At 67.6% G+C, this 23976-nt stretch carries 25 protein-coding genes; 20 read left to right on the forward strand and 5 right to left on the reverse strand.

Features of this window, described 5'->3' with window-relative positions; translation table 11 throughout:
* The first annotated feature begins 115 nt into the window (after positions 1-115).
* From ASE31_RS06615 to ASE31_RS06635, 5 genes are read left to right on the forward strand one after another with little or no spacing between them, the layout of a single operon-like run.
* On the forward strand, positions 116-988 hold the full coding sequence (locus ASE31_RS06615) for a branched-chain amino acid ABC transporter permease (RefSeq protein ID WP_057200716.1): 873 nt from the start codon (positions 116-118) through the stop codon (positions 986-988).
* Positions 988-1956 carry a branched-chain amino acid ABC transporter permease gene (locus ASE31_RS06620; RefSeq protein WP_057200717.1) on the forward strand — a complete coding sequence of 323 codons (969 nt, stop codon included), beginning with the start codon at positions 988-990 and terminating at the stop codon, positions 1954-1956. The genes ASE31_RS06615 and ASE31_RS06620 overlap by 1 nt, the downstream gene beginning before the upstream one ends.
* Positions 1953-2735 carry an ABC transporter ATP-binding protein gene (locus ASE31_RS06625; RefSeq protein ID WP_057200718.1) on the forward strand — a complete coding sequence of 261 codons (783 nt, stop codon included), beginning with the start codon at positions 1953-1955 and terminating at the stop codon, positions 2733-2735. Before ASE31_RS06620 ends, ASE31_RS06625 begins: the two co-directional genes overlap by 4 nt.
* Positions 2728-3453, forward strand: coding sequence for an ABC transporter ATP-binding protein (locus ASE31_RS06630; protein ID WP_057200836.1), 726 nt, complete (start codon positions 2728-2730; stop codon positions 3451-3453). Before ASE31_RS06625 ends, ASE31_RS06630 begins: the two co-directional genes overlap by 8 nt.
* Before the next feature lie 28 nt (positions 3454-3481).
* Entirely contained in the window at positions 3482-4408 is a 927-nt protein-coding gene (locus tag ASE31_RS06635) for an NAD(P)-dependent oxidoreductase (RefSeq protein ID WP_057200719.1), read from the forward strand.
* Here ASE31_RS06635 and ASE31_RS06640 read toward each other — a convergent pair.
* Positions 4393-5325, reverse strand: a complete 933-nt coding sequence (locus tag ASE31_RS06640) for a LysR substrate-binding domain-containing protein (protein ID WP_057200720.1) — start codon at positions 5323-5325, stop codon at positions 4393-4395. The genes ASE31_RS06635 and ASE31_RS06640 overlap by 16 nt on opposite strands.
* Before the next feature lie 140 nt (positions 5326-5465).
* Here ASE31_RS06640 and ASE31_RS06645 point away from each other — a divergent pair, with 140 nt between their 5' ends.
* The 9 genes from ASE31_RS06645 to ASE31_RS06685 all read left to right on the forward strand — a co-directional run bounded on the left by ASE31_RS06645 (position 5466) and on the right by ASE31_RS06685 (position 13311).
* The gene (locus ASE31_RS06645; protein ID WP_200961080.1) at positions 5466-6158 is read left to right on the forward strand and encodes a substrate-binding domain-containing protein; all 693 of its coding nucleotides are present in this window, start codon (positions 5466-5468) and stop codon (positions 6156-6158) included.
* A 33-nt stretch (positions 6159-6191) separates the two neighbouring features.
* Positions 6192-7226: an amidohydrolase family protein gene (locus ASE31_RS06650; protein WP_057200722.1), complete on the forward strand. Its 1035-nt coding sequence runs from the start codon at positions 6192-6194 to the stop codon at positions 7224-7226.
* Position 7227: 1 nt separating this feature from the next.
* Positions 7228-7911 (forward strand): 4-carboxy-4-hydroxy-2-oxoadipate aldolase/oxaloacetate decarboxylase, encoded by a 684-nt coding sequence (gene ligK / locus ASE31_RS06655; protein ID WP_057200723.1) that lies wholly within the window; start codon positions 7228-7230, stop codon positions 7909-7911.
* A gap of 101 nt (positions 7912-8012) precedes the next feature.
* Positions 8013-9011 carry a tripartite tricarboxylate transporter substrate binding protein gene (locus ASE31_RS06660; protein WP_057200724.1) on the forward strand — a complete coding sequence of 333 codons (999 nt, stop codon included), beginning with the start codon at positions 8013-8015 and terminating at the stop codon, positions 9009-9011.
* A 19-nt stretch (positions 9012-9030) separates the two neighbouring features.
* Positions 9031-9954: an amidohydrolase family protein gene (locus tag ASE31_RS06665; RefSeq protein WP_057200725.1), complete on the forward strand. Its 924-nt coding sequence runs from the start codon at positions 9031-9033 to the stop codon at positions 9952-9954.
* A 4-nt stretch (positions 9955-9958) separates the two neighbouring features.
* Positions 9959-10399 (forward strand): protocatechuate 4,5-dioxygenase subunit alpha, encoded by a 441-nt coding sequence (gene ligA / locus ASE31_RS06670; protein ID WP_057200726.1) that lies wholly within the window; start codon positions 9959-9961, stop codon positions 10397-10399.
* A gap of 2 nt (positions 10400-10401) precedes the next feature.
* Entirely contained in the window at positions 10402-11268 is an 867-nt protein-coding gene (locus tag ASE31_RS06675; protein ID WP_057200727.1) for a class III extradiol dioxygenase subunit beta, read from the forward strand.
* 1 nt (position 11269) lies between these two features.
* Positions 11270-12229, forward strand: coding sequence for a Gfo/Idh/MocA family oxidoreductase (locus ASE31_RS06680; protein WP_057200728.1), 960 nt, complete (start codon positions 11270-11272; stop codon positions 12227-12229).
* A 74-nt stretch (positions 12230-12303) separates the two neighbouring features.
* Positions 12304-13311, forward strand: a complete 1008-nt coding sequence (locus tag ASE31_RS06685) for an aldo/keto reductase (protein WP_057200837.1) — start codon at positions 12304-12306, stop codon at positions 13309-13311.
* 38 nt (positions 13312-13349) lie between these two features.
* On the opposite strand, the gene ASE31_RS06690 is transcribed toward ASE31_RS06685, so the two are convergent.
* The 4 genes from ASE31_RS06690 to ASE31_RS06705 form a co-directional block, all read right to left on the reverse strand.
* Entirely contained in the window at positions 13350-13730 is a 381-nt protein-coding gene (locus ASE31_RS06690; protein ID WP_057200729.1) for a DUF4398 domain-containing protein, read from the reverse strand.
* Between the two features lie 366 nt (positions 13731-14096).
* Positions 14097-15038 (reverse strand): OmpA family protein, encoded by a 942-nt coding sequence (locus tag ASE31_RS06695; protein ID WP_057200730.1) that lies wholly within the window; start codon positions 15036-15038, stop codon positions 14097-14099.
* A gap of 65 nt (positions 15039-15103) precedes the next feature.
* A complete protein-coding gene (locus ASE31_RS06700; protein WP_057200731.1) occupies positions 15104-15487 on the reverse strand; it encodes a DUF4398 domain-containing protein in 384 nt (127 codons plus the stop codon).
* Positions 15488-15715: 228 nt separating this feature from the next.
* Positions 15716-16735, reverse strand: coding sequence for a LacI family DNA-binding transcriptional regulator (locus ASE31_RS06705; RefSeq protein WP_057200838.1), 1020 nt, complete (start codon positions 16733-16735; stop codon positions 15716-15718).
* Between the two features lie 130 nt (positions 16736-16865).
* Here ASE31_RS06705 and ASE31_RS06710 point away from each other — a divergent pair, with 130 nt between their 5' ends.
* From ASE31_RS06710 to ASE31_RS06735, 6 genes are all read left to right on the forward strand, one after another.
* Positions 16866-17669 (forward strand): SDR family NAD(P)-dependent oxidoreductase, encoded by an 804-nt coding sequence (locus tag ASE31_RS06710; protein WP_057200732.1) that lies wholly within the window; start codon positions 16866-16868, stop codon positions 17667-17669.
* 135 nt (positions 17670-17804) lie between these two features.
* Positions 17805-18842, forward strand: coding sequence for a TRAP transporter substrate-binding protein (locus ASE31_RS06715; RefSeq protein WP_057200733.1), 1038 nt, complete (start codon positions 17805-17807; stop codon positions 18840-18842).
* The gene (locus ASE31_RS06720; protein WP_057200734.1) at positions 18842-20713 is read left to right on the forward strand and encodes a TRAP transporter large permease subunit; all 1872 of its coding nucleotides are present in this window, start codon (positions 18842-18844) and stop codon (positions 20711-20713) included. The genes ASE31_RS06715 and ASE31_RS06720 overlap by 1 nt, the downstream gene beginning before the upstream one ends.
* A gap of 75 nt (positions 20714-20788) precedes the next feature.
* Positions 20789-21340 carry a VOC family protein gene (locus ASE31_RS06725; RefSeq protein ID WP_057200735.1) on the forward strand — a complete coding sequence of 184 codons (552 nt, stop codon included), beginning with the start codon at positions 20789-20791 and terminating at the stop codon, positions 21338-21340.
* A 4-nt stretch (positions 21341-21344) separates the two neighbouring features.
* Complete coding sequence (locus tag ASE31_RS06730) at positions 21345-22631, forward strand: ribulose-bisphosphate carboxylase large subunit family protein (protein ID WP_057200736.1); 1287 nt, start codon at positions 21345-21347, stop codon at positions 22629-22631.
* A 16-nt stretch (positions 22632-22647) separates the two neighbouring features.
* Positions 22648-23952 carry a four-carbon acid sugar kinase family protein gene (locus ASE31_RS06735; protein WP_057200737.1) on the forward strand — a complete coding sequence of 435 codons (1305 nt, stop codon included), beginning with the start codon at positions 22648-22650 and terminating at the stop codon, positions 23950-23952.
* The last annotated feature ends 24 nt before the right edge of the window (positions 23953-23976 follow it).

A 23976-nucleotide genomic window follows, 5' to 3' on the forward strand; every position in this document is an offset into this window, starting at 1 on the left:
CCGGCCTGGCGAAGCCAGTTCCACGGTGGCGCTGGCGTCGGGCTCGCCAGTATCGAAGATGGGTGTTCCTCTGGCCGGTGGACGGCGCCGTGCTGTGTTCTATTGAAGTGATTGCATGCTGACCATTCTTTTCGACGGCGTTGCCTACGGCATGCTGCTGTTCATCCTGGCGGTGGGGCTGGCCGTGACCATGGGGCTGATGAACTTCATCAACCTCGCGCACGGGGCCTTCGCCATGGCGGGCGGCTACATCACCGTGCTGCTCATGCAGCGGCTGAACGTGCCCTTTCTGTGGTGCCTGCCGCTGGCATTCATCGGCACGGCGCTGCTGGGGGCGGTGCTGGAGCGCACGCTGTACCGCCCGCTGTACCACAAGGCCCATCTGGACCAGGTGCTGTTCTCCATCGGCCTGGTGTTCATGGCCGTGGCCACGGTGGACTATTTCGTGGGCTCCACGGGCCAGATCATCCAACTGCCGGCCTGGCTCAAGGGCCGCACGGAGCTGGGCAGCGGCGCCTTCATGCTCGGCATGGGGCACTACCGCCTGTTCATCATCGCGGTGTGCGCGGCGCTCACCGTGGGTTTGCAGTACGTGCTCACACGCACGCGTTTCGGCAGCCGCCTGCGCGCCTCGGTAGACGACCAGCGCGTGGCTGCCGGCATGGGCATCAACGTGAACATCGTGTTCCTGTCCACCTTCGCCTTCGGCTCGGGCCTGGCGGGCCTGGGCGGTGCGCTCGGGGCCGAAGTGCTGGGGCTGGACCCGAGCTTTCCGCTCAAGTTCATGATCTACTTCCTGATCGTCGTGGCCGTGGGCGGCACCTCCTCCATCACCGGGCCGTTGCTGGCCGCGCTGCTGCTCGGCATTGCCGACGTGGCGGGCAAGTACTACATCCCCAAGCTCGGGGCGTTCATCGTCTACAGCCTCATGATCCTGATCCTGATGTGGCGGCCCCAGGGCCTGTTCGTGCGCAAGGGGGGCAAGTGATGGATGCATCGTCCACCAACGTCCTGCTGCGCAGCCGCCGCATGCGGCCCTGGGAGCCCGTGCTGTGGCTGCTGGCCTTTGCCGCGCCGCTGGCGCTGCCCGGCCATGCGCTGATCATCAACGAGATTGCCATCGTGGCGCTGTTCGCCCTCTCGCTGGACCTGATCCTGGGCTACACCGGCATCGTCTCTCTCGGCCATGCGGCCTTCTTCGGCATGGGCGGTTACGCGGCCGCGCTGTTCGCCAAGCATGTGATGCCCGATCCGCTGGTCGGTCTGGCGGTGGGCATCGCTGCCGCCACGTTGCTGGGCGCGGTGGCCTCGTTCACCGTCATGCGCGGCACGGACCTCACGCGCCTCATGGTCACACTGGGCGTGGGCCTGATCATGCTGGAGCTGGCCAACAAGCTCGATTGGCTGACCGGCGGTGCCGACGGGCTGCAGGGCGTGGTCATGGGCCCGGTGCTTGGCAAGTTCGAGTTCGACCTGTTCGGGCGCACGGCGGCCTGGTACTCGATGAGCGTGCTGCTGGTGCTGTTCCTGCTCGCGCGGCGCGTCGTGCAGTCGCCTTTTGGTGCCACGCTCAAGGCCATCCGCGACAACCGGCTGCGCGCCATGGCCATCGGCATCCCGGTGACGGCCAAGCTGGCGCAGGTCTACACGCTGGCGGCCGCACTCGCGGGTGCCGCGGGTGCCCTGCTCACGCAGACCACGGGCTTTGCCTCGCTGGACCTGTTCGAGTTCCACCGCTCGGCCGACGTGATGCTGATCCTGGTGATCGGCGGCGTGGGCTGGCTCTATGGCGGTGTGGTCGGTGCCATCGGCTTCAAGCTGCTGCAGGACCTGATCTCTGCCGTGACGCCGCAGTACTGGACCTTCTGGATCGGCCTGTTCCTGGTGGTGCTGGTGCTGGTGGGGCGCGAGCGCCTGATCCGCCCCTGGACCTGGTTTGGAGGGCGCAAGGCATGAACACCACCAACGTCAACGACGCGCCAGTGGTGCTGGCCGCGCACGGCCTGGTCAAGCGCTTCGGCGGCATCACCGCGACCAACAACGTCACGCTGAACCTGCGCCAGGGCGCACGCCACGCGCTGATCGGCCCCAACGGCGCGGGCAAGACCACGCTGATCAACCTGCTCACCGGTGTGCTGGAGCCTACCGAGGGCTCCATCGTGCTCGAAGGCCGGGACATCACGCGCCTGGCACCGCACCAGCGCGTGCAGCGCGGCATGGTGCGCACCTTCCAGATCAACCAGTTGTTCGACTCGCTCACGCCGCTGGAGACGCTGGCGCTCACGGTCTCGCAGCAGCGCGGCTTTGGCGGCAAGTGGTGGCAGCCGCTGGGTGCGCAGCGCGCGGTGAACGAGCGCTGCGAGCAGTTGCTGGAGCAATTCCACCTGACGGCGGTGATGGCCGAGCCGACGAAGGTGCTGGCCTACGGCAAGCGCCGCCTGCTGGAGATCGCCATCGCCCTGGCCTGCGAGCCGCGCGTGCTGCTGCTCGACGAGCCCGTGGCCGGCGTGCCGGCCGGGGAACGCGAAGAGCTGCTGCAGACCGTGGCGGCGCTGCCCGCCGATGTCTCGGTGCTGTTGATTGAACACGATATGGATCTGGTTTTCAGCTTTGCCAACCGCATGACGGTGCTGGTCAACGGCACCGTGCTCACCGAGGGGGACCCCGACACCATCGCCAACGACCCGCAGGTCAAGGCGGTGTACCTGGGCTATGGAGAAGACGCGCATGTCTGAGCTGCTGAAGATCGAGGGCCTGAGCGCTGGCTACGGCGAAGCCGTGGTGCTGCAGGGCGTGTCCCTGTCGCTGGCCGAAGGCGAGACCCTGGCCTTGCTGGGCCGCAATGGCACCGGCAAGACCACGCTGATCAACACCCTGGCAGGCGCCACACGCCAGCACGCGGGCACGGTGGCACTGGGCGCCGTGGCGCTGCACCGCATGCCCTCGCACGAACGCGCAGCCGCCGGCATCGGCTGGGTGCCGCAGGAGCGCAACATCTTCAAGTCGCTCACCGTGCACGAGAACCTGACCGCCGTGGCGCGGCCCGGCCGCAAGGGCGCTGCGGCGGCCCCGTGGACCCCGGACAAGGTGTACGCCATGTTCCCGCGCCTGGCCGAGCGCAAGACCAACCTGGGCACGCAGCTGTCGGGTGGCGAGCAGCAGATGCTGGCCGTGGGCCGGGCACTGGTGCTCAACCCGCGCCTGCTGTTGCTCGACGAGCCGCTGGAGGGACTGGCCCCGATCATCGTGGAAGAGTTGCTGCGCGCCATTCGCCGCATCACGCGCGAGGAGGGGTTGTCGGCCATCATCGTCGAGCAGCACCCGCAAGCCATCCTGGCGATCTCGGACCATGCCGCCGTGCTCGACCGGGGCACGGTGGTGCACACCGGCACTGCGGCGGATCTGAGTGCGCAGCCCGAGCTGCTGGACCGGCTGCTGGGCGTCGCCCGGTAGCCAGCGATCCCACAACCGGGGCAACACCATGGACCTGCAGCACATCGGCCTGATCGGCTACGGCGAAGTCGGCAAGACCTTTGCCCTGGGGCTGCAGTCGCAGCCCGGCGTCACCGGTGTCGGCGCATGGGACCTGAAGTTCGCGCAGGCGGCCACGCGCGATGCCGAGCGGGCGCATGCCGCGCAGCACGGGGTCACGGCCCACGCTTCGGTGCAAGCGCTGTGCTTGGCCAGCGACCTGATCATCTCGGCCGTCACCGCATCGCACACGCTGGAGGTGGCGCAGCAAGCAGTTGCCCACCTGCGCCCTGGCACCGTGTTCCTGGACCTCAATTCGGCCTCGCCCGGCACCAAGCAGCAGGCCGCCGCGCTGATCGAGGCGCGCGGCGCGCACTATGTGGAGGCGGGTGTCATGACCTCGGTGCCGCCCTATGGCATCCGCGTGCCCATGCTGCTGGGTGGTGCACAGGCCCAGGCGCTGGCCGCCGTGCTGCAGGCCTGGGGCATGGATGCCAAGCCGGTCAGCGAACAGCTGGGCGTGGCCAGCGCCATCAAGATGTGCCGCAGCGTGATGATCAAGGGGCTCGAAGCCCTGGTGATCGAAAGCTATGCCACCGCTCGGCAGTACGGTGTGGAGGCACATGTGCTGCCCACGCTGGCCGAGACCTTTCCCTCCATCGACTGGGAAAGGCAGGGCAGTTACTTCTTCAGCCGCGTGGTGCAGCACGGCCAGCGCCGCTCCGAAGAAATGCACGAGGCCGCGCGCACCGTGCGCGAGGCCGGCGTGGAGCCGTTGATGGCCAGCGCCATTGCGCACAAGCAGTCGGCGGTGGCGGCCATGGCGCGCGAGGGCGTGTTCGCGGGCCTGCCCAAGGATGCGCCCTGGCAGGACTACGCCGACCGGCTGCTGGCGCACCTGGATGCTGCACCGAAGAGGGATCAGGGCGCCTTGTAGATCGTCTGCAGCGTGCTGCGGATCAGCTCTGCCATGGCCTGCTGCGTCAGCGTGGCCGGGCGCTGCGAACTCACGGCCATCGACAGCTTGCTGCGCAGCCGGGGCTCGCCCGCCTGGCCAATGGGCCGTGTGCCGAACACCTCGGGCTTGCCGGAGGTGGTGACCGCATTCATGGGCAGCACCGCGCTGCCCGCGCCATCGGCCACCAGGTCCAGGATGGCGGCCACGCCGTCGATCTCCAGGCTGATCTGGGGGCGCAGGCCCAGCGCAGCCAGTTCCGACTCGACCAGCATGCGGATGGAGTTGGGCCGGGTGGGGATCACCAGCGCAAAGCGCGTGAGTTCCTCCAGCGCCACGGGCTGCCGTGCCTGGGCGTCGGCTTCGGCGTCGCTTTGCCCCACGGGGCGGCGCTGCACGAGGAACAGGTCTTCCTCCAGCAAGGGCGTGATCTCGATGCCCGGCGAAGCGGGCGTGTTGTAAAGGAGCGCGATGTCCAGCAACCCCGTGGTCAGCGATTCGCGCATGGCTACCGTCAGACCTTCGCTGATGGCCAGGGCCGCATCGGGCATCTGCACGCGAAAGGCGCGCGTGAGCGGCACCGTGAGCACCTTGGCCATGGTCGGCGGCAGGCCGATGGCCACGCGCCCGGCCAGCGCGCCGCGCACACGCCCAAGCTCCTCGCGGGCCCTTTCTACCTGGTGCAGGATGCCGCGCCCGTGCTCCAGCAGCAGCTTGCCGGCCTCGGTCGGTATGGCCCCGCGGCCATTGCGCACCAGCAGGTTCTGGCGCAGCTCCACCTCCAGCAGACGCACCTGGCGGCTCAGGGCCGGCTGGGCGATGTCCAGCACCACCGAGGCGCGGGTGAAACTGCCCAGTTCGGCCACGCGCACAAAGTACTCGATCTGCTTGAGGTCCATGGGGTGTGCTCTCCGCTATTTGCAATAGCTCCAATTCAACAATAGAAGAATGATATATCTGGTAGTGCCCCTGCCGGCTTTATGTCGGGCCCGGCACTGCCCACAATCGGCGGCATGTATACAGCGACTGCCACCTCCCCATGAGTGCGCCCACCCTTCGTGGAATCTCCTCCATGGCCACGCGCCAGGTGCTGGCCGAACTGCTGGCCGCCTACGAGCAGCAGACCGGCCAGCGCGCGGTCATCGAAGCCGTGGGCGGCGTGGACGCCGCCAAGCGCGTGCAGGCCGGCGAGGCCTTCGATGTGGTGGTGCTGGCCTCCGACGCCATCGACAAGCTCATTGCCGCAGGCACCATCGATGCCGCGAGCAAGACCGACTGGGTGCGTTCCGGCGTGGCCGTGGCCGTGCGCGCCGGTGCAGCGCTGCCCGACATCGGCTCTGAAGACGCGGTGCGCAGCGCCGTGCTGGCCGCACGCAGCATCAGCTACTCCACCGGCCCGAGCGGCGTGGCGCTGGCCAGGCTGTTCGAGCGCTGGGGCATTGCAGACGAGGTGGCCGGCCGCATGGTGCAGGCGCCGCCCGGGGTGCCCGTGGGCTCGCTGGTGGCGCGTGGCGACGTGGAACTCGGCTTCCAGCAACTGAGCGAACTGCTGAACGTGGAGGGTATCACCGTGGTGGGCCCGCTGCCGCCGGCCATCCAGATCACCACCATCTTCTCGTCGGGCGTGGGCACTGCCAGCAAGCAACCCGTGGCTGCAAAGGCGCTGCTCGACTTTTTGGCCTCCTCGGCTGCCACCGAGGCCAAGCAACGCCAGGGCATGGACCCCGCCTGATCCCGCATACCAAGATCCAAGGAGCACAAAGCAATGAGCCTCATCATCGACTGCCATGGCCACTACACCACGGCACCCAAGGCGCTGGAGAACTGGCGCAACCAGCAGATCGCCGGCATCAAGGACCCGGCCGCCATGCCCAAGGTGGCCGACCTGTCGATCAGCGACGACGAACTGCGCGAATCCATCGAGACCAACCAGCTGCGCCTGATGAAGGAGCGCGGCAGCGACATCACCCTGTTCTCGCCGCGCGCGAGCTTCATGGCCCACCACATCGGTGACTTCAACGTCTCCAGCACCTGGGCGGCCATCTGCAACGAGCTGTGCCACCGCGTCTCCACGCTGTTTCCCGAGCATTTCGTGCCTGTGGCCATGCTGCCGCAAAGCCCCGGCGTGGACCCCGCGACCTGCATCCCCGAGCTCGAAAAGTGCGTCAAGGAATACGGTGCCGTGGGCATCAACCTGAACCCCGATCCCTCCGGTGGCCACTGGACCAGTCCGCCGCTGACCGACCGCCACTGGTACCCCATCTACGAAAAGATGGTGGAGTACGACCTGCCCGCCATGATCCACGTGAGCACCAGCTGCAATGCGTGCTTCCACACCACGGGCGCGCACTACCTGAACGCCGACACCACGGCCTTCATGCAGTGCATCCAGGGCGACCTGTTCAAGGACTTCCCCACGCTCAAGTTCCTGATCCCGCATGGCGGCGGTGCCGTGCCCTACCACTGGGGCCGCTTCCGGGGCCTGGCGCAGGAGATGAAGAAGCCCCTGCTCGAAGACCACCTGCTGAACAACGTCTTCTTCGACACCTGCGTGTACCACCAGCCTGGCATCGACCTGCTCAACACCGTGATCCCGGTGAAGAACGTGCTCTTCGCCTCGGAAATGATCGGCGCCGTGCGCGGCATCGACCCCACCACCGGCAACTACTACGACGACACCAAGCGCTACATCGAGGCCAGCAAGATCCTGAGCGGCGACGACAAGCACCAGATCTACGAAGGCAACGTGCGCCGCGTGTTCTCCCGACTCGATTCACGCCTGAAGGCAAAGGGGCTCTGACATGTACGAACTAGGCGTTGTCCACCGCAACATCACCCGCGCAGACCGCGCAGCCGCCGACGGCCTGGCAGCACTGGGTTCGGCCACGGTACACGAGGCCATGGGCCGCGTGGGCCTGCTCAAGCCCTATATGCGCCCCGTCTACCCCGGCCAGCAGGTGTCTGGTACGGCGGTCACCGTGCTGCTGCAGCCCGGCGACAACTGGATGATGCACGTAGCTGCCGAGCAGATCCAGCCCGGCGACGTGGTGGTGGCGGCCGTCACCTCGGAATGCACCGATGGCTACTTCGGCGACCTGCTGGCCACCTCGTTCCAGTCGCGCGGTGCGCGGGCGCTCATCATCGACGCCGGCGTGCGGGACGTGAAGACGCTACAGGAGATGAACTTTCCGGTCTGGAGCCGCGCCATATCGAGCAAGGGCACCATCAAGGCCACGCTGGGCTCGGTCAACATCCCCGTGGTCTGCGCCGGCATGTGGGTCACGCCCGGCGACGTGATCGTTGCCGACGACGATGGCGTGGTCTGCGTGCCTGCCGCACGCGCCGTGGAAACGCTCGAAGCCGCGCAAAAGCGCGAGAGCTTCGAGGGCGAAAAGCGCGCCAAGCTCGCCTCGGGCGTGCTCGGCCTGGACATGTACAACATGCGCCCCGGGCTTGAGAAGGCCGGGCTCAGGTACATCGACTGACCGCCACCACGCGGTAACCGCTCCAGTGACGTCTGCCGTGTGGCGGATGTCGCACCGCTGCGCACGGCGCAGCACCTGTTTTGATATTGACGAGACCTACCATGCGCCTTCTTTCCTCTTCCCTCTCCCGCCGCGCCGCCTTGGCCCTGGGTGTGGCCGCCGCTGCCGGCCTGGCGCCGCAATTGGCTGCGGCCCAGCAGTTCCCCACCAAGCCCGTGCGCATCATCACGCCCTTCCCGGTGGGCGGCGGCCCGGACGGCGTGGCCCGCCTCGTGGCCGAGAAGCTCGGCCGCGCCTGGAACCAGCCCGTGGTGGTGGAAAACCGCCCCGGCGGCAACGGCTTCATCGCCATCGACGCCTTCAAGCGCGGCGCAAAGGACGGGCATGACCTGATCGTGCTGGACAACGTGCACCTGGCCGCCTACCCCAGCCTGTTCAAGAAGCTGCCCTACGACCCGGTGAAGGACTTCGACGCGCTGCTGCCGCTGTTCAAGACCTACTTCTTCTTCACCGTGGCCGGCGACAGCAAGTACAAGAGCGTGGGCGACCTGATTGCCGACGCCAAGGCCCACCCGGGCAAGCTCAACTACGGATCCTGGTCGGTGGGCAACCCGGTGCACCTGGGCTCCGAGCTGTTCGAGAGCGCCACCGGCACGCAGATGGAGCACGTGATCTACAAGGAGACCACGCAGCTTTACACCGGCGTCTCCACCAATGAGCTGGCCTTTGCCCTGGGCAGCGCCGCCACGGCCGGGCCGCTGCAGCGCGCTGGCAAGCTGCGCTTCCTGGCCGTCGCCGCACCCCAGCGTGTGACGAGCTTCCCCGACGTGCCCACGGTGGGCGAGTCGGGCGGGCCCAAGGGCTTCGAGGTCACGGGGTGGAACACGATCGCCGTGCCGCCCGGCCTGCCCGCAGCAGTGACCGACAAGATCCGCAAGGACATCGAGCAGGCGCTGACCGGCGCAGACGTGCAGGAGAAGTTCAAGAGCTTTGGCTACGAGCAGTTCCCGACCACGCGTGCGCAGTTCACGCAGTTCGTCAAGGACGAGAGCCAGCGCTTTGGCGAGGTGATCAAGAAGGCCAACGTCTCGCTGGACTGAACCACAAGGAGTACACCGCATGAGTGAATTCACCAAGACCCCTGGCTGGCTCGACTGGTACGCCGGCCCGAGCAAGCCCCGCTTCCAGGTGCCCGCAGGCGCCGTGGATGCGCACTGCCACGTGTTCGGCCCCGGTGCCGAGTTCCCCTACGCGCCCGAGCGCAAGTACACGCCCTGCGATGCCAGCAAGGCGCAGCTCTATGCACTGCGCGACCACCTGGGCTTTGCGCGCAACGTGGTGGTGCAGGCCACCTGCCACGGTGCGGACAACCGCGCCATGGTCGATGCGCTGGTGCAATCGGGCGGCAAGGCGCGCGGCGTGGCCACCGTGCGCCGCTCGGTGACCGATGAAGAACTGCAGGCCATGCACGACGCCGGCGTGCGCGGCGTGCGCTTCAACTTCGTCAAGCGCCTGGTGGACTTCACGCCCAAGGACGAGCTGATGGAGATCGCCGCGCGCATCCACCAACTGGGCTGGCACGTGGTGATCTACTTCGAGGCCGTGGACCTGCCCGAGCTGTGGGACTTCTTCACGCAGCTGCCCACCACCGTGGTGGTGGACCACATGGGCCGCCCCGACGTGACCAAGCCCGTGGACGGGCCCGAGTTCGAGCTGTTCCTGAAGTTCATGCGCCAGCATCCCAACGTGTGGAGCAAGGTCAGTTGCCCCGAGCGCTTGAGCGTGGCCGGCCCCAAGGCCCTCGATGGCGAGCAGGCCGCCTACCGCGACGTGGTGCCGTTCGCGCGCCGCGTGGTCGAGGAGTTCCCTGACCGCGTGCTCTGGGGCACCGACTGGCCGCACCCCAACCTCAAGGACCACATGCCCGACGATGGTTTGCTGGTGGATTTCATTCCCCACATCGCGGTCACGCCACAATTGCAGCGCAAACTCCTTGTCGATAATCCCATGCGCCTCTACTGGCCTGAGGAAGTGAAAGGCTGAAGCCATGTCCCTCGACAAACCTTACCTGGACGTGCCCGGCACGACCATCTTCGACGCAGAGCAAAGCCGAAAAGGCTACTGGCTCAACCAGTTCTGCATGAGCCTGATGAAGGCCGACAACCGCGCCCGCTTCAAGGCTGGCGAGCGTGCCTACCTCGACGAGTGGGCGATGACCGAAGAGCAGAAGCTGGCCGTGCTGGCGCGCGACCTCAACTGGTGCATCCGCCTGGGCGGCAACATCTACTTCCTGGCGAAGATTGGCGCGACCGATGGCAAGAGCTTCCAGCAGATGGCCGGCTCCATGACCGGCATGACCGAAGACGAATACCGCAACATGATGATCGGCGGCGGCCGCTCGGCGCAGGGCAACCGCGTGGTCGGCGAAGACGGCGATGCCCAGGCGCACCGCCAGCCGCAGGGTGCTGCGGGAAAGAAAGGAAACTGAACATGGCGCGTATCACCGCCTCCGTCTTCACCTCGCACGTGCCCGCCATCGGCGCCGCGCTCGACCTGGGCAAGACGCAAGAGGACTACTGGAAGCCGCTGTTTGCCGGCTATGACTTCTCCAAGCAATGGATGAAGGACAACAAGCCCGACGTCGTCTTCCTGGTCTACAACGACCATGCCACGGCCTTCAGCCTGGAGATGATCCCGACCTTCGCCATTGGCACGGCGGCCGAGTACCTGCCGGCCGACGAAGGCTGGGGCCCGCGCCCCGTGCCCAAGGTCATCGGCCACCCGGACCTGGCTTCGCACATCGCGCAGTCGGTGATCCAGCAGGACTTCGACCTGACCATCGTCAACCGCATGGACGTGGACCACGGCCTCACGGTGCCGCTGTCGCTGATGTGCGGCCAGCCCGATCCCGTGGCCGGTGCCTGGCCGTGCCCGGTGATCCCGTTCGCGGTGAACGTGGTGCAGTACCCCGTGCCCAGCGGCCGGCGCTGCTACAACCTGGGCCAGGCGATCCGCAAGGCCGTCGAGAGCTACGACGAAGACCTCAACGTGCACATCTGGGGCACGGGCGGCATGAGCCACCAGCTGCAGGGCCCGCGCGCCGGCCTGATCAACAAGGATTTCGACAACGCCTTCCTGGACAAGCTCATCAGCGACCCCGAGGCCGCCGCCAGCATCCCGCACATCGACTACGTGCGCGAAGCCGGCAGCGAGGGCATCGAGCTCGTGATGTGGCTCATCGCGCGCGGCGCCATGGCCGACGTGGCCGGCGGCAAGGCGCCCAGGCTCGTGCACCGCTTCTACCATGTGCCCGCATCCAACACGGCCGTGGGCCACCTCATCTTGGAGAACTCCTGACATGACTACGAACAAGACCATCAAGGTCGCCCTCGCGGGCGCCGGTGCCTTCGGCATCAAGCACCTGGACGGCATCAAGAACATCGACGGTGTCGAAGTCGTCTCGCTGATCAGCCGCGACCTCGACAAGACCAGGGAAGTGGCGGCCAGGTACGGCATTGGCCATGTCACCACCGACCTGGCCGAAAGCCTGGCCCTGCCCGAGGTGGACGCCGTGATCCTGTGCACGCCCACGCAGATGCATGCCGAGCAGAGCATCGCCTGCATGAAGGCCGGCAAGCACGTGCAGGTGGAGATCCCCCTGGCCGACAGCCTGAAGGGTGCGCAGGAAGTCGTGGCGCTGCAGAAAGAGACCGGCCTGGTGGCCATGTGCGGCCACACGCGCCGCTTCAACCCCAGCCACCAGTACGTGCACAAGAAGATCCAGGCCGGCGAGTTCAACATCCAGCAGATGGATGTGCAGACCTACTTCTTTCGCCGCACCAACACCAATGCGCTGGGCCAGGCGCGCAGCTGGACGGACCACCTGCTGTGGCACCATGCAGCGCACACCGTGGACCTGTTCGCCTACCAGGCCAATAGCCCTATCGTGAAAGCCAACGCCGTGCAAGGCCCGATCCACCCCGTGCTGGGCATTGCCATGGACATGAGCATCCAGCTCAAGGCTGCCAATGGCGCCATCTGCACGCTGTCGCTCTCGTTCAACAACGATGGCCCGCTGGGCACCTACTTCCGCTACATCGGCGACACCGCGACCTACCTGGCGCGCTACGACGACCTGTACAACGGCAAGGACGAGAAGATCGACGTGAGCCACGTCGACGTGTCCATGAACGGCATCGAGCTGCAGGACCGCGAGTTCTTTGCCGCCATCCGCGAAGGCCGCGAGCCCAACTCCAGCGTGGCCAGCGTGCTGGCCTGCTACCAGGTGCTGCACGATCTGGAGCAGCAGCTTCAGTAAGACCCGCCTGCAGACACCCACAACCCGCCCGCAGATGGAACGCTGCGGGCGTTTTTCATGGAGCAATGACCACCATGCAGACACGCCAACTTGGCCCCTTTGAAGTCAGCGCCATCGGCCTCGGGTGCATGAACCTGAGCCACGCCTACGGCACCCCCGTCTCGCCCGAGCAGGGCGAGCGCGTGCTGCTCGCCGCGCTCGACGCAGGCGTGACCCTGTTCGACACCGCCACGCTCTACGGTTTTGGCGCCAACGAGACCCTGGTGGGCCGTGTGATGAAGCCGCACCGCCAGCGCTTCACCCTGGCCAGCAAGTGCGGCATGCACGGCGTGGACGTGGCCGGCGACGGCAAACTGGTGCGCGTGATCGACGGGCGCCCCGCCACCCTGCGCCAGACCTGCGAGGACAGCCTGCTCCGCCTGCAGACCGACGTGATCGACCTGTACTACCTGCACCGCTGGGACAAACAGGTACCCATCGAGGACAGCGTGGGCGCGCTCGCCGACCTGGTGCGCGCGGGCAAGATTCGCAGCATCGGCCTGTCCGAAGTGTCGGCCGCTACGCTGCGGCGCGCGCATGCGGTGCACCCCATCGCTGCCGTGCAAACCGAGTATTCGCTGTGGACGCGCAACCCCGAGATCGCGGTGCTCGAAGCCTGCCGTGAGCTGGGCGTGGCCTTCGTCGCCTTCAGCCCCGTGGCGCGTGGTTATCTGTGTGGCGATCTGAAAGATGTGTCCGCACTGGACGCCAAGGACATCCGCCGTGCGATGCCGCGCTTTGCCCCCGAGGCCTACGCGGCCAACCTTGCGCTACTGGACAGCTACTTTGCGATAGCCCGCCAAGTCGGCTGCAGCCCCGCGCAACTGGCGCTGGCCTGGCTGCTGCACAAGGGCGAACACATCATCCCCATCCCGGGCACGACCAGCGTGGAGCACCTGCACGACGACCTGGGTGCCGACGCAGTGCAACTCGACGCGCAGACCATGGCCGCCCTCGATGGCGCCATCAACCAGCAGAACGTCGTGGGCCCCCGCTACAGCGCGCAGAGCGCGAGCGAGGTGGATACCGAGACGTTTGCATGAAACAATGCACGCCCTGCACCGTTGCAGGGCGGCTCGCATCAGCGGCGTGTCTGCGCTTCGGTGTGCAGGCTGATCTGGGCGGTGCCGGAGTTGGCGGTACGGATGTTGGCCGCCAGCATGCGCGCGCGTGCCGCATTGGTGGCAGCCTCGGCCTGCAGCGCCGCCATGTAGGCGATGTGGTTGGTTTCCGCCTCGTCGCTGGTCTTGCTCCAGATGCTGTTGGCCTGTGCCAGGGCTTCGGTGGCCTGTTTCAGTTCCAGGGCTGCGTGCCGGGCCACTGCCGGGTCGGCGCTGGCGGTGCCTACGGCCGTGCGGGCCCGCTCCAGCGCCATGGACGGGGCCGTGGCACAAGCGGAAAGAAACCCTGCGGCCATCGCGCTGATGGCGAGAACGGTGGTGCTGCGAAGCATGGGATGCATGGTGGCTGTTTCCTTCAAGGACTCTGGTAAGCAGGTCTGCATAGGCTTCATATGTAACAAATGCATATGACCCGCCCGTGGCAGAAATTGAACAGCAAAACCTGTGCCGCCCCGCATGGGGCTTACCCTGGTGGGGTATTGCCGTTACCAGTGTCCTGAGCGCGCACCAATCCAATGCACCCAGGTAAAGTCCTGGATGTTACATGTGTGTGAATACTCACTTAGATGGATTCACCTTTTCGGACGAGGCGTCGGCGCCCCGATTGCCATGCCGGTGCGGGCGCGCCAGCCATGCAAAAGACCGCGTGGCGTGAGCGGCGCGGTCTGGGGAGGGGACCAGGGCGGCACGCCGCCCGGCGGGGGGCTTCAGCGGCCCTTGAGGTTGCCCTTGTCGTCGGCGATCACGATCTCCACGCGGCGGTTCATTGCCCGGCCCTCGGGCGAGGCGTTGTCGGCCACCGGGTAGACCTTGCCGTAACCGCGCGCCGTGATGCGGCTGGTGTCCACGCCCCGCGCCACCAGCGCATCGCGCACGGCGCCGGCACGGCGAGCCGACAGTTCCTGGTTGTACACGTCCGAACCCACGCTGTCGGTATAGCCCTCGATCAGCAGCTTGCGCTCGGGAAACTGCTTGAGGAAATCGGCCAGTTTGTCCAGGCGAGGCCCGGCTTGCGCAGACAGCTCGGCCTTGTTGAACGCGAAGAGCACGTCACCCAGGGTCACGAGCAGGCCGCGCTCGGTCTGCTGGGCCTCCATCTCGCGCAACTGGGCTTCGAGCATGCGCACGCGGTCCTGGGCGGCGCTGGCCTGGGCCAGGGCTGCGTTGGCCTGCGCCTGCTGCTGGGCTGCGCGCTGTTCTGCGCTCAGGGCCTGGGCCTGGGCTATCTGGGCATTGCGCGCCTGGGCGTCCGCGCGCATGCGCGCTTCATCGGCCTCGCGGGTGCGCGCCTGCAGGCGGATGCGGTCGGCTTCGGAACTGGCGCTCTGGATGCTGGCATCGAGCATGCGGGCCCGCGCCGCATTGTTGGCGATCTCGGCGCGCTGGGCGGCGATATAGGCCAGGTGGTTGGTCTCGGCCTCATCGTGCTTGTCAGCCCAGAAACGGTCGGCACGGGCCAGGGCATCGCTGGCCTGCTTGAGCTCCAGGGGGGCGTATTGGGCCACCGCAGGGTCCGTGCCGGCACGGCTCACTGCCGTGCGGGCCTGCTCCAGTGCGGCGGAAGGTGCGGTACTGGCGCAGGCGGCCAGCAGGCCCGCAGCGATCAGGCTGGTGGCCAGGGCAGTGGTACGGCGAAGAATGGGGTGCATGGTGGGTATTCCTTCAAGATTCGGGGTCACGGGGCGTGACGGCAGGCGCGGTAGGGCTGAAGCGATCAGCGGGCGGGCGCGGCGCGGCGGTTGATTTCTTCCTGCAGCGCGCGGATGCCGTCCTGCACCTGGGCCAGGCTGGCGGCATTGCGCTCGGCATCGGCGCGGGTTTCTGCCACACGGGCGTCCACTTCGGCCTCGGCGGCCAAGCGGCGGGCGGCGGTGTAGTCCTGCGCGCCCATGGCCTTCTCGGCCGCCATGAGCTTGTCGCGGGCACGCTGCAGTTCGACGGGTGCGGTCGCAGTCACGCTGGGTGCGGCAGACACGCGGGTCAGCGTGGTGCGGCTCACGGCCATCTGTTCCGTGGGCGGTGGCGTGGAGGAGCAGGCGGCCAGGGCGCCCAGGGCGAGAACGGCAATGGCAAGGCGGAAAGGTGCGGATGAAGGCATGGTGTTCTGAACTCCTGTGGAGGGGGATGGGATCTGCCCTCCCCGATGCCGGCAAGCCGGGCGAGGGGGCGACCAGGAGACGTTGCTGGTACAGGTGCATTGTTCGTGCAGCGACCTTCAGGCCGCGTAGTCCCTGCCTCAGTTCGCCTGTGGGCCAGGTCTTACATCGGCTTACGTGTCAGGGGCCGCAGCGGGCCGACGCAGGCCAGGGTCCCGCAGGCACCAGGGTCAGGGCAGGTTCTCGCGAAAGACCACCTGGCTGCGTGTGGTCTCCACACCGGACAAGGCGGGACGCCCGTCGCGCAGGTTGGCGAAGATGCGCACGCAGCTGGTGATGGTGCTCAAGGGGTTCTGGGTGATCACCGCGTCCATGCTGCCGTCGATGAGCTGGGCGCGCGTGTCGGGTGTCAGGCCGTGGCCGATGAACACCACCTTGTGCTGCACGCCGCACTCCTGCAGTGCGCGGGCGATGCCGTCGGAGGCGCCGCCGATGTTGTAGATGCCGGCCAGGTCCGGGTGGCGTTCGAGCAGGGTGCGTGTCTGGCGGTAGTTCTTCTCGGTGTCGTCGAGCCCCTCGCGCAGGCCGACCACGGTGAGCTTCGGGAACAGCTCTTCGAGCACGTGCAGGAAGCCTGCTTCGCGCTCCTGGTGCGCCGCATAGCGCAGGCTGCCTGCGACCAGGGCCACCTTGGCATCGCGCACACCTATGAAGCGGCCGATCAGGTAGCCTGCGGTGCGGCCCGCAGCCCGGTTATCCAGGCCTACGTAGCCCACGCGCTGCGAGTTGCCCAGGTCCGAGATCACCGTGACCACGGGCACGCCGCGCCCGGCCAGCGTGGCCACGGCCTCGCGCACCTGGGGGTGCTCCAGCGCCATCATCACCAGGCCGTCGTAGCGCTTGCCATGGTGCAGCAGCGCCTGGGCCAGGGCCTCGGGGTTGAAGCTGTCCACCGTCTCGGCGCGGCACTTGACGTGGAAGGGCGCCCAGTGCTCCTGCGAGTAGCTGACCATGTCGCCCAGCATGGTGAGGAAGCGGCTGGTATTGCGCGGCAGCAGGAACATCACGCGCAGGGGCGCAGGCGCCAGCGTGGCGGCCAGACCGTCCGCCGGCAGGTAGCCCAGCTCGCCCGCGGCCTGCACCACGCGCTGCGCGGTGGCCTGGCGCACGCCGCCGCGGCGGTTGAGCACCCGGTCCACGGTGGCAGTGGAGACGCCGGCCAGCGCGGCAACCTCCACCACGCCGGGCATGGCGCGGCTCACGGCGGCCCTCCGAAACCATCAAAACCCATCATGTTTGGCGGTTGGTACATCACGGGCCCGAGGCTATCGTAAGAGCCCACCGCATGCCAGAGGGCGGTGGTCAAGACAAGGAACAATGATGGAGACAAACAACAAGCGGCTCGCGGGCCGCGTCGCCCTGGTGTTCGGTGCCGGGTCCGATGGCGACGGCTGGGGCAATGGCAAGGCCGCCGCAGCCGCCTATGCGCGGGCCGGGGCCCGGGTGGTCGCGGTGGACCGTGATGGCACCGCCGCCGAAGTGACGCGCGACACCATCCTTGGTGAAGGCAACGAAGCCATTGCGGTCACGGCCGACGTCACGCAGTGGACCGATGTACAGGCCGCCGTGCAGGCGGCCACCGAAGCTTTCGGCCGCGTCGACATCCTGCACAACAACGTGGGCATCACCTCTCAGGGCGGCCCGGTGGAGACCACCGAAGACACCTGGGACCGAGTGATGGCGGTCAACGTCAAGAGCATGTTCCTGACCTGCAAGGCCGTGTTGCCGCTGATGCAGGCGCAGCAGTCGGGCGCCATCGTCAACATCGGTGCGCTCGGTGGCGTGCGTTGGACGGGCTATGCCTATTGCGCCTACGCGGCCTCCAAGGGGGCGGTGAACTCCTTTACCCAGAGCGTGGCCCTGCAGTACGCGGGGGAGGGCATCCGCGCCAACTGCATACTGCCAGGCGTGATGGACACGCCGCACATCTACCGCCAGATCTCGGGCTTCTACGCCAGCCACGAGGAGATGGTGGCCGCGCGCCACAAGCTCTCGCCCACAGGGCGCATGGGCGATGGCTGGGACGTGGCCAACGCCGCGGTGTTCCTGGCCTCCGACGAAGCCCGCTACATCAACGGCGTGGAGCTGCTGGTCGATGGTGGCATGCATGCGCGGTGCAACTGACGCTTCCTGAAACCATCAAAAGTCATCAGATTTTCGATTTGCGCAGGCCTCCGACCACCGATAAGGTCTGCCCTTGAACGAGCCGCCCCGCGCGTGCCGATTCCAACGATTCCATAAAGACAGGAGACAAAGACCATGGCCCATTCGAATCACTCATCTTCGCGCCGCAGCCTGCTGCGCGGTCTGTGCGCGTTGCCCGCCGCATCCGTCGCGGGCGCCTGGCCGGGGCTGGCGAGCGCTGCTGCGCCGGAGTACAGCTTCAAGTTCGGCAACAACCTGCCTGTGTCGCACCCGCTCAACGTGCGCGCCAACGAGGCGGCGGCGCGCATCCTGTCCGAGAGCAAAGGGCGGCTCGAACTCAAGGTGTTCCCCAACAACCAACTCGGCGGCGACACCGACATGCTCTCGCAGGTGCGCAGCGGTGGCCTCGAGATCTTCAACGCCGGCACCATGGTGATCGCCACGCTGGCGCCCATCAGCGCCATCACGGCCCTGGGCTTCGCCTTCGCCGACTACGAGCAGGTGTGGAAGACGGTGGATGGCAAGCTGGGCGACAGCATCCGTGCGGCCTTTGCCAAGGTGGGCCTGTACACCTTCCCGCGCATGTGGGACAACGGCTTTCGCCAGGTGACCACCAGCACCAAGGCCGTCAGCAGTGCGGCCGACCTGGGCGGCATGAAGATCCGCGTGCCCGTGAGCCCCATGGGCATCTCGATGTTCAAGGCGCTGTCGGCATCACCGGCCAGCCTGCAATTCAGCGAGGTGTATTCGGCCCTGCAGACCAAGGTCGTGGATGCGCAGGAGAACCCGCTGGCCATCGTGCAGACCGCCAAGCTCTACGAGGTGCAGAAGTTCTGCTCGGTCACCAACCACAGCTGGGACGGCTACCACATGGTCGTCAACGGACGCGCCTGGCGCGGCCTGCCGGACGACCTCAAGCTGATTTTGGGCCGGGCCTTCGATGAAGCCGGGCTGCAGCAGCGTGCCGACCTCGCCAAACTCAACGAGACGCTGCGCAGCGACCTCACCACCAAGGGCATGGCCTTCAACGATGCCAACCCGCAAAGCTTCCGTGAGCAACTGCGCAAGGCTGGTTACTACACCGAGTGGAAGGGCAAGTTCGGCGACGAGGCCTGGGCGCTGCTGGAAGCCTCCGTCGGCAAGGTGTCCTGATGCTCGCAGCTGCCGTGTCCGCCCCCGTTCCCACGGGCTGGCGTGCCGCGCTCGGTCCCGTGGATCGGGGCATCGGCGCGGTGGTGGAGTCCGCCGCCGCGCTGCTGGTGCTGGTGGAGATCTGCCTGCTGTTCTGCGGTGTCGTGTCGCGCTACGTGTTCCACGCACCCCTGGTCTGGTCCGACGAGCTGGCCTCGATCCTGTTCCTGTGGCTGTCCATGCTGGGCGCGGTGGTGGCACTGCGCCGCGGCGAGCACATGCGCATGACCGCCTTCGTGGGCAAGGTGCCGCCGGCGGCGCGCGCCTACCTGGAGGCGCTGGCCATGGCCGCGTCGTTCGCGTTCCTGCTGCTCATCCTGCACCACGCGTACGAGTACGCGGCCGAAGAGGCCGTGATCGTCACGCCGGCGCTGGAGATCAGCAACGCCTGGCGCGCCTCGGCGCTGCCGGCGGGCATGGCATTGATGCTGCTGGTGTGCACGCTGCGCATGCTGCGCGAGGGCGGTCTGGCCGTGATGCTGGCGGCTTGCGCCACGGTGGGCGCGCTGGTGCTGGCCTTCTGGCTGGCGCAGCCGGTGTTCCCGCCGCTGGGCAAGCTCAATTTGGTGATCTTCTTCGTCGTGGTGGTGGCCACCTGCGTGTTCGCGGGCGTGCCCATCGCTTTCTCGTTCGCACTGGCCACCTTCGGCTATATGGCGCTCACCACGCGCGCACCCATGCCGGTGCTGGTGGGCCGGCTCGATGAAGGCATGTCGCACCTGATGCTGCTGGCCGTGCCGCTGTTCATCTTCCTCGGCGCGCTGATCGAGATGACCGGCATGGCACGCGCCATGATCCAGTTCCTGGCCAGCCTGCTGGGCCACGTGCGCGGTGGGCTGTCGTATGTGCTGATCGGTGCCATGTACCTGGTTTCGGGCATTTCGGGCTCCAAGATCGCCGACATGGCGGCCATCGCGCCGGTGCTGTTCCCCGAGATGCAAAAGCGCGGCGCCAAGCCCGGCGACCTGGTGGCGCTGCTGTCGGCCACGGGCGCGCAGACCGAAACCATACCGCCCTCCATCGTGCTGATCACCATCGGCTCGGTCACGGGCGTGTCCATCGCGGCGCTGTTCACGGGCGGCATGCTGCCGGCCGTGGTGGTGGGGGCCTGCCTGTGCGCTGTGGTCTGGTGGCGCTACCGCCGTGAAGACCTGTCGCAGGTGCAGCGCTTCGGCCGTGCGCAGATCGTGCGCTTCCTGGTCACGGCCTTGCCAGCCATCGCGCTGCCGTTCGTGATCCGCGCGGCCGTGGTCGAGGGCGTTGCCACGGCGACCGAGGTCTCCACCATCGGCATCGTCTACGCTGTGCTGGTGGGCCTGTTCATCCACCGCCAGTTCGACTGGCGCCGGCTGCGGCCCATGCTCATCGAGACCGCTTCGCTCACCGGCGCCATCATCTTCATCGTGGGCTGCGCCACGGCCATGGCCTGGGGGCTCACGCAGTCGGGCTTCTCGCACGACCTGGCCGAGGTGATGAAGCAGCTGCCTGGAGGTGCCTGGGGCTTCATGGCGGTTTCCATCATTGCCTTCGTGGTGCTGGGCAGCGTGCTCGAAGGCATCCCGGCCATCGTGCTGTTCGGGCCGCTGCTATTTCCCATTGCCAAGGCCGTTGGCATCCACGAGGTGCACTACGCCATGGTGGTGATCTTCGCCATGGGCATCGGCCTTTTCGCGCCGCCGTTCGGTGTGGGCTATTACGGCGCCTGCGCGATCAGCAAGGTGCACCCCAACGAGGGCCTGTCCCATATCGGCGGCTACGTCATGGCGCTGTTCGTGGGCCTGGTCATCGTGGCTGCGATCCCATGGTTTTCCACCGGTTTTCTGACCAAGTAACGCATTCCATCCAGTCCCCCTGGTCTGGCCGCTGCGTGCGCCGGGCCCTCCTTCCCTTTCTGAAAGACGCAAACCATGAGCCGATTCTTTGGTGAGATCCGCCAGGTGGCCTACCTCGTGCCCGACATCGAGGCCGCCATGGACTACTGGGCCAACGTACTGGGCGTCGGGCCTTGGTACTACAACCCGCGCGTGCCGATCCAAAACTACACCTACCGCGGCGAGCGCCATGAACCGCACAACTCCGTGGCCCTGGCCAACGCGGGTGGCGTGCAGATCGAGCTCTTGCAGACGCGCAACGACGTGCCCTCCATGTACCGCGACTTCCAGCAGGCCGGCCATGTGGGCGGCCAGCACGTCGCGTACTGGACGGAGGATTTCGACGCCGACCTGGCGCGGGCCGAGGCCGCGGGCTTCAAGGTCTGCATGAGCGGCGAGGTGGGCGAGAACGGCCGCTTCGTCTACTTCGAGGACGGCAAGCACCCGGGGCTTCACCCCGGTGCGCTGATCGAGCTGTCCGAAGTGGCGGGGCCCAAGGGCCGGCTGTTCACGCTGATCCGCGAGGCGGCCAAGGGCTGGGACGGCAGCGACCCGGTGCGGCCTTTCCCCGACCTCAACACCCTCTGATCCCATGGACGCCCAGCATTTCGAAGCCACCTACCTGATCGAGACGCCGCTGGACCCGGCCCACGTGGCGGAGGTACTGGCGGGGGAGCAGTCGTGCGGCACCTTCACGCGTGTGGAGGGCGAGACCGATGCGCTGCGTGAGCGCGCGCGCGCCATGGTGGAGTCCATCGAGGAGCTCGAATCCGTGGCTGCCCCCAGCCTGCCCAACGGCTGGCTGGAGCGCCGTGCCTCAGCCGGCAAGCCCCTGGCTGGGCCGTTCCGGCGTGCGCGCATTCGGGTCCGCTTTCCGGTGGCCAATGTGGGCGCCAACCTGCCCACGCTGGCGGCCACGGTGTCGGGCAACCTGTTCGACCTGGGCGAGGTCACGGGTCTGCGACTCGAATCACTGCACCTGCCTGCGGAATACCGCACACGCTTCGACATGCCGCGCCAGGGTATCGCGGGCACCCGTGCGCTCACGGGGGTGCAGGGGCGCCCGCTCATCGGCACCATCGTCAAGCCCAACGTGGGCTTGTCGGCCGAGGAGACCGGGGCGCTGGCCGCCCGGCTGTGCGCGGCGGGCGTGGACTTCATCAAGGACGACGAGGTCTGCGCCGACCCCGTGCATGCCCCGCTGCAGGAGCGCGTTAGGGCCGTGATGCGCGCTGTGCGAGCGCACCAGGACCGCACGGGCAAGCACGTCATGGTGGCCTTCAACGTCACCGACGAGACGGACGCCATGCGCCGCCACGCCGACCTGGTGCAGGCCGAGGGCGGCAGCTGCGTGATGGCCAGCCTCAACTGGTGCGGCTACTCGGCTGTGCAGACCCTGCGCCGGCATACGCCGCTGGCGCTGCATGGCCACCGCAACGGCTATGGCGCGCTGTCGCGGCACCCGCTGCTGGGCTTCTCGTTCCAGGCCTGGCAGACCCTGTGGCGCCTGGCGGGAGTGGACCACATGCATGTGCACGGCCTGCAAGGCAAGTTCTCGCAGACCGACGACGAGGTGGTCGAGTCGGCCCACGACACGCTGGCCCCCCTTGCGCTGGGCCTGGACGATGCCGTGCTGCCCGCCGTCTCCAACGGCCAGTGGGCCGGCACCGTGCCGCTGACCTGGGAGCGCCTGCGCAGCACCGACCTGCTTTTCATGTCGGGCGGTGGCATCCTGGCCCACCCCGATGGCCCCGCAGCCGGGGTGGCAAGCATCCAGCAGGCCTGGGAGGCGGTGGCGGCGGGAACGCCCCTCGACCACTTCGCCCGGCACGCTCCCGAGCTGCAGCGCGCGCTCGGTTTCTTCGGCGCCAAGGCCTGAGTGTGGAGACCAGCGCATGATGGCTGCATCCACCGCCCGGCTGGGTTGGTACGGCGACGACTTCACCGGGGCCACCGACACCCTGGCCACGGCCGCCCAGGCGGGGCTGCGTGCCCTGCTGTTCATGGGCGTGCCCACGTCTGTGCAACTGCAGCGCGCAGGCCCGCTCGATGCCATCGGCATCGCCGGCGCGGCCCGCGCCATGGACCCCGAGGCCATGCGCGCCGAACTGGAGCCCGTGGGCCGCTTCTTCGCGCAGATGCGCGTGCCGGTGCTGCACTACAAGGTCTGCTCCACCTTCGATAGCGCGCCGCAGGTGGGCAGCATCGGCGTGGCGGTACACACGCTGCGCCAGCATGTGGAGAACCGCTTCGTCCCCATCGTCGGCGGCCAGCCCAGCCTGGGGCGCTACTGCGTGTTCGGTAACCTGTTCGCGCGTGCAGGCAGCGCCCCTTCGGTGCATCGCATCGATCGGCACCCCACCATGAGCCGCCACCCGGTCACGCCCATGCAGGAGAGCGACCTGCGCCTGCACCTGGCGCAGCAGGCCCTGCAACCGGTGCCTGGAATCGATTACCCGCTGTACGCCCAGCCGCTGGCCCACCAGGAGGCGGCGCTCGATGCCATGCTGGCGGGGCACCCCGCTGCCGTGCTGATGGATGCCAGCCGCCCCGAGGACCTGCAGGCCGTGGGCCAACTGGTGTGGCGCCGGGCGCAGCAGGCGCGCCTGCTGGCGGTGGGCCCGAGCAGCGTGGTGCAGGCCCTGGCGACACAGTGGCCGCGCGCAGCGGCTGCGATGGACGCACGGCCATTGGCGGCGGCCCAGGGTCCTGTCTTCGTGCTGGCGGGCAGCCTGTCGCCGGTGACCGCCCAGCAGGTGCGCATGGCCGTTTCGTACGAGACGGTACCCGTCGATGTGGCAAGCCTGGTCGAGGGCGGCGATGCCGCTGCACAGGCCATGGCCGACCGCTTGGCTGCCTTGCTGCGGGATGGCCGCAGCGTGCTGGCGGTGACTGCGGGCAGCGCATCCGGCGGTGCCACGGCACACGCCGTGGCGCAGGCCGGCGGGCGAGTGCTGGCACGTGTGCTGGCACAGGTGGCGCTGCGCCGCATCGGCATCGCCGGGGGCGACACCTCCAGTCTCGCGGTGCAGTCGCTCGCGGCCTGGGGTTTGTCGTACCAGGCCTCGCTGTCGCCCGGCGTGGCGCTGTGCCAGCTGCACAGCGACCTTGCGGCGCTCGATGGCATGGAGATCATGCTCAAGGGTGGGCAGATGGGGCCCGGCGATCTGTTCGAGCGGCTGTTGCATGGCGGTCCTTGAATCCGCGCGACGATGAAAAAAGCC

It is taken from the genome of Acidovorax sp. Root217, assembly GCF_001428645.1.
GTDB lineage: Bacteria > Pseudomonadota > Gammaproteobacteria > Burkholderiales > Burkholderiaceae_C > Acidovorax.

What these genes read in the sequence shown, in the direction of transcription:
- ASE31_RS06665 (WP_057200725.1), top strand. Translation starts at nt 9,031, where the DNA reads ATGAGTGAATTCACCAAGACCCCTGGCTGGCTCGACTGGTACGCCGGC.
- ASE31_RS06675 (WP_057200727.1), top strand. Translation starts at nt 10,402, where the DNA reads ATGGCGCGTATCACCGCCTCCGTCTTCACCTCGCACGTGCCCGCCATC.
- ASE31_RS06725 (WP_057200735.1), top strand. Translation starts at nt 20,789, where the DNA reads ATGAGCCGATTCTTTGGTGAGATCCGCCAGGTGGCCTACCTCGTGCCC.
- ASE31_RS06625 (WP_057200718.1), top strand. Translation starts at nt 1,953, where the DNA reads ATGAACACCACCAACGTCAACGACGCGCCAGTGGTGCTGGCCGCGCAC.
- ASE31_RS06690 (WP_057200729.1), bottom strand. Translation starts at nt 13,730, where the DNA reads ATGCATCCCATGCTTCGCAGCACCACCGTTCTCGCCATCAGCGCGATG.
- ASE31_RS06715 (WP_057200733.1), top strand. Translation starts at nt 17,805, where the DNA reads ATGGCCCATTCGAATCACTCATCTTCGCGCCGCAGCCTGCTGCGCGGT.
- ASE31_RS06615 (WP_057200716.1), top strand. Translation starts at nt 116, where the DNA reads ATGCTGACCATTCTTTTCGACGGCGTTGCCTACGGCATGCTGCTGTTC.
- ASE31_RS06650 (WP_057200722.1), top strand. Translation starts at nt 6,192, where the DNA reads ATGAGCCTCATCATCGACTGCCATGGCCACTACACCACGGCACCCAAG.
- ASE31_RS06720 (WP_057200734.1), top strand. Translation starts at nt 18,842, where the DNA reads ATGCTCGCAGCTGCCGTGTCCGCCCCCGTTCCCACGGGCTGGCGTGCC.
- ASE31_RS06685 (WP_057200837.1), top strand. Translation starts at nt 12,304, where the DNA reads ATGCAGACACGCCAACTTGGCCCCTTTGAAGTCAGCGCCATCGGCCTC.
- ASE31_RS06660 (WP_057200724.1), top strand. Translation starts at nt 8,013, where the DNA reads ATGCGCCTTCTTTCCTCTTCCCTCTCCCGCCGCGCCGCCTTGGCCCTG.
- ASE31_RS06730 (WP_057200736.1), top strand. Translation starts at nt 21,345, where the DNA reads ATGGACGCCCAGCATTTCGAAGCCACCTACCTGATCGAGACGCCGCTG.
- ligA (WP_057200726.1), top strand. Translation starts at nt 9,959, where the DNA reads ATGTCCCTCGACAAACCTTACCTGGACGTGCCCGGCACGACCATCTTC.
- ligK (WP_057200723.1), top strand. Translation starts at nt 7,228, where the DNA reads ATGTACGAACTAGGCGTTGTCCACCGCAACATCACCCGCGCAGACCGC.
- ASE31_RS06645 (WP_200961080.1), top strand. Translation starts at nt 5,466, where the DNA reads ATGAGTGCGCCCACCCTTCGTGGAATCTCCTCCATGGCCACGCGCCAG.
- ASE31_RS06680 (WP_057200728.1), top strand. Translation starts at nt 11,270, where the DNA reads ATGACTACGAACAAGACCATCAAGGTCGCCCTCGCGGGCGCCGGTGCC.
- ASE31_RS06635 (WP_057200719.1), top strand. Translation starts at nt 3,482, where the DNA reads ATGGACCTGCAGCACATCGGCCTGATCGGCTACGGCGAAGTCGGCAAG.
- ASE31_RS06695 (WP_057200730.1), bottom strand. Translation starts at nt 15,038, where the DNA reads ATGCACCCCATTCTTCGCCGTACCACTGCCCTGGCCACCAGCCTGATC.
- ASE31_RS06620 (WP_057200717.1), top strand. Translation starts at nt 988, where the DNA reads ATGGATGCATCGTCCACCAACGTCCTGCTGCGCAGCCGCCGCATGCGG.
- ASE31_RS06735 (WP_057200737.1), top strand. Translation starts at nt 22,648, where the DNA reads ATGATGGCTGCATCCACCGCCCGGCTGGGTTGGTACGGCGACGACTTC.
- ASE31_RS06700 (WP_057200731.1), bottom strand. Translation starts at nt 15,487, where the DNA reads ATGCCTTCATCCGCACCTTTCCGCCTTGCCATTGCCGTTCTCGCCCTG.
- ASE31_RS06710 (WP_057200732.1), top strand. Translation starts at nt 16,866, where the DNA reads ATGGAGACAAACAACAAGCGGCTCGCGGGCCGCGTCGCCCTGGTGTTC.
- ASE31_RS06705 (WP_057200838.1), bottom strand. Translation starts at nt 16,735, where the DNA reads ATGCCCGGCGTGGTGGAGGTTGCCGCGCTGGCCGGCGTCTCCACTGCC.
- ASE31_RS06630 (WP_057200836.1), top strand. Translation starts at nt 2,728, where the DNA reads ATGTCTGAGCTGCTGAAGATCGAGGGCCTGAGCGCTGGCTACGGCGAA.
- ASE31_RS06640 (WP_057200720.1), bottom strand. Translation starts at nt 5,325, where the DNA reads ATGGACCTCAAGCAGATCGAGTACTTTGTGCGCGTGGCCGAACTGGGC.